This window comes from Bradyrhizobium sp. (assembly GCF_049586575.1).
In the GTDB taxonomy this organism is placed as follows: domain Bacteria; phylum Pseudomonadota; class Alphaproteobacteria; order Rhizobiales; family Xanthobacteraceae; genus Bradyrhizobium.
In genome coordinates, this window is sequence record NZ_JBAVCF010000180.1 from 1 (window position 1) to 1,701 (window position 1,701).

At 61.7% G+C, this 1,701-nt stretch carries 1 protein-coding gene; it reads left to right on the forward strand.

Going from position 1 to position 1,701, the window contains the following annotated elements; all coding sequences use genetic code 11:
* Positions 1–1,701, forward strand: a 1,701-nt coding sequence (locus tag WB528_RS07020; RefSeq protein WP_423887698.1) for a bifunctional transaldolase/phosoglucose isomerase, incomplete at both ends; no start/stop codon positions are given.

Sequence of the window (1,701 nt, forward strand, 5' to 3'; positions counted from 1 at the left end):
GTTGCGCACGCTCATCGAGCGCGATGGATTGAAGGGCGTCACCTCGAATCCGTCGATCTTCGAGAAGGCGATCGGCGAGACCGACGAATACGCCGAAGCCCTGAAACAGTTTCAAGGGCAGGCGGACCACAGCATCTCGGCGATCTACGAGCATCTGGCGATCGCCGACATCCGTGCCGCGGCCGATGTGCTGCGTCCGGTCTACGAGCAGACTAGCGGTCGCGACGGTTACATCAGCCTGGAATGCTCGCCCTACGTCGCCAACGACACCGAAGCCACGTTGAGTGAAGCGCAACGGCTGTGGGCGGCCGTGGACCGGCCCAACCTAATGGTGAAGGTGCCCGCGACTCCGGCCGGCATCCCTGCGATCCGTTACCTGATCGGTCGCGGGCTGAATATCAACATCACCTTGCTTTTTGCCGTGAGCGTCTATGAACAGGTGGTTGAAGCATACATTTCTGGGCTCGAAGATCTGAATCGGTCCAGCGGCGACCTGTCGAAGATCAGCAGTGTTGCCAGTATCTTTGTCAGCCGCATTGATGTCGCGACCGACAAAAGGCTGGACAGGCTCGGTGACAAAAAGCTGGCGGACCGGTTGCGCGGGAAAACGGGTATCGCCAACGCGAAGATCGCTTATGCTCGCTACAAGGCGCTGTTCTCCGGCCCGCGCTGGCAGCGTTTGACCGAAGCCGGCGCGCAGACACAACGCCTGCTCTGGGCGTCCACAAGCACCAAAAGCCCGGCTTACAGGGACACGATGTATGTCGAGGCGCTGATCGGGCGTGACACCGTGGACACCATCCCTCCCGCGACAATGGACGCGTTCCGCGACCATGGGCAGGTGATACCCCACGCCATCGAGCAGGATATCACGGTTGCTCGCGCCGTGCTCGCCGAATTGGAGGAGCACGGAGTTTCACTGAAGGAGGTCACGGACGATCTGGTCAAGGAGGGGGTACAACAGTTCGCGGACGCGTTCGACAAGCTGTTCGGCACCATCGCGAAACGACGTCGCATGCTGCTCGAGGGCGAGCGCGCCTATCTGGAGATCGCGCCGGGCTCATCGGAGATGAAGGGCGCCGTCGACGCGGAGATGGAAGTCTGGCGCGATGATGGGCGCATTCGGCGGCTCTGGGCGGGGGACAAGTCGCTATGGGCAGGGATTGACGAGGACAAGTGGGTCGGCTGGCTGCACATCGTCGAGCAGGAATTGGCCGACTTGGATCGACTGCGCGGCTTGGCCGAGCAGGTCAATCAGGGCGGGTTCACCGACGTGGTCTTATTGGGAATGGGCGGTTCGAGCCTGGGACCGGAGGTGCTGGGCAAAACCTTCGGGCAGCGAGCAGGCTGGCCGCGTTTCCACATGCTGGACAGCACCGATCCGGCACAGATCAGGACGATCGAACAGGCGATCGATCTCGGCAAGACGCTCTTCATTGCCTCGTCCAAATCCGGCAGCACGCTGGAGCCCAACATCTTCACGGACTATTTCTTCGACCGCGTCGGCGCAGAGAGGGGCAAGGATAAGGCCGGCGAACACTTCATCGCGGTGACCGATCCCGGTTCTCCGTTGGAACGGCGAGCCAACCAGCTCCACTTTGCTGGTGTCTTCCATGGCGCGCCATCAATCGGCGGGCGCTACTCTGTGCTGTCGAAGTTCGGCCTGGTGCCGGCCGCGACGATCGGACTTGACGTTAAACG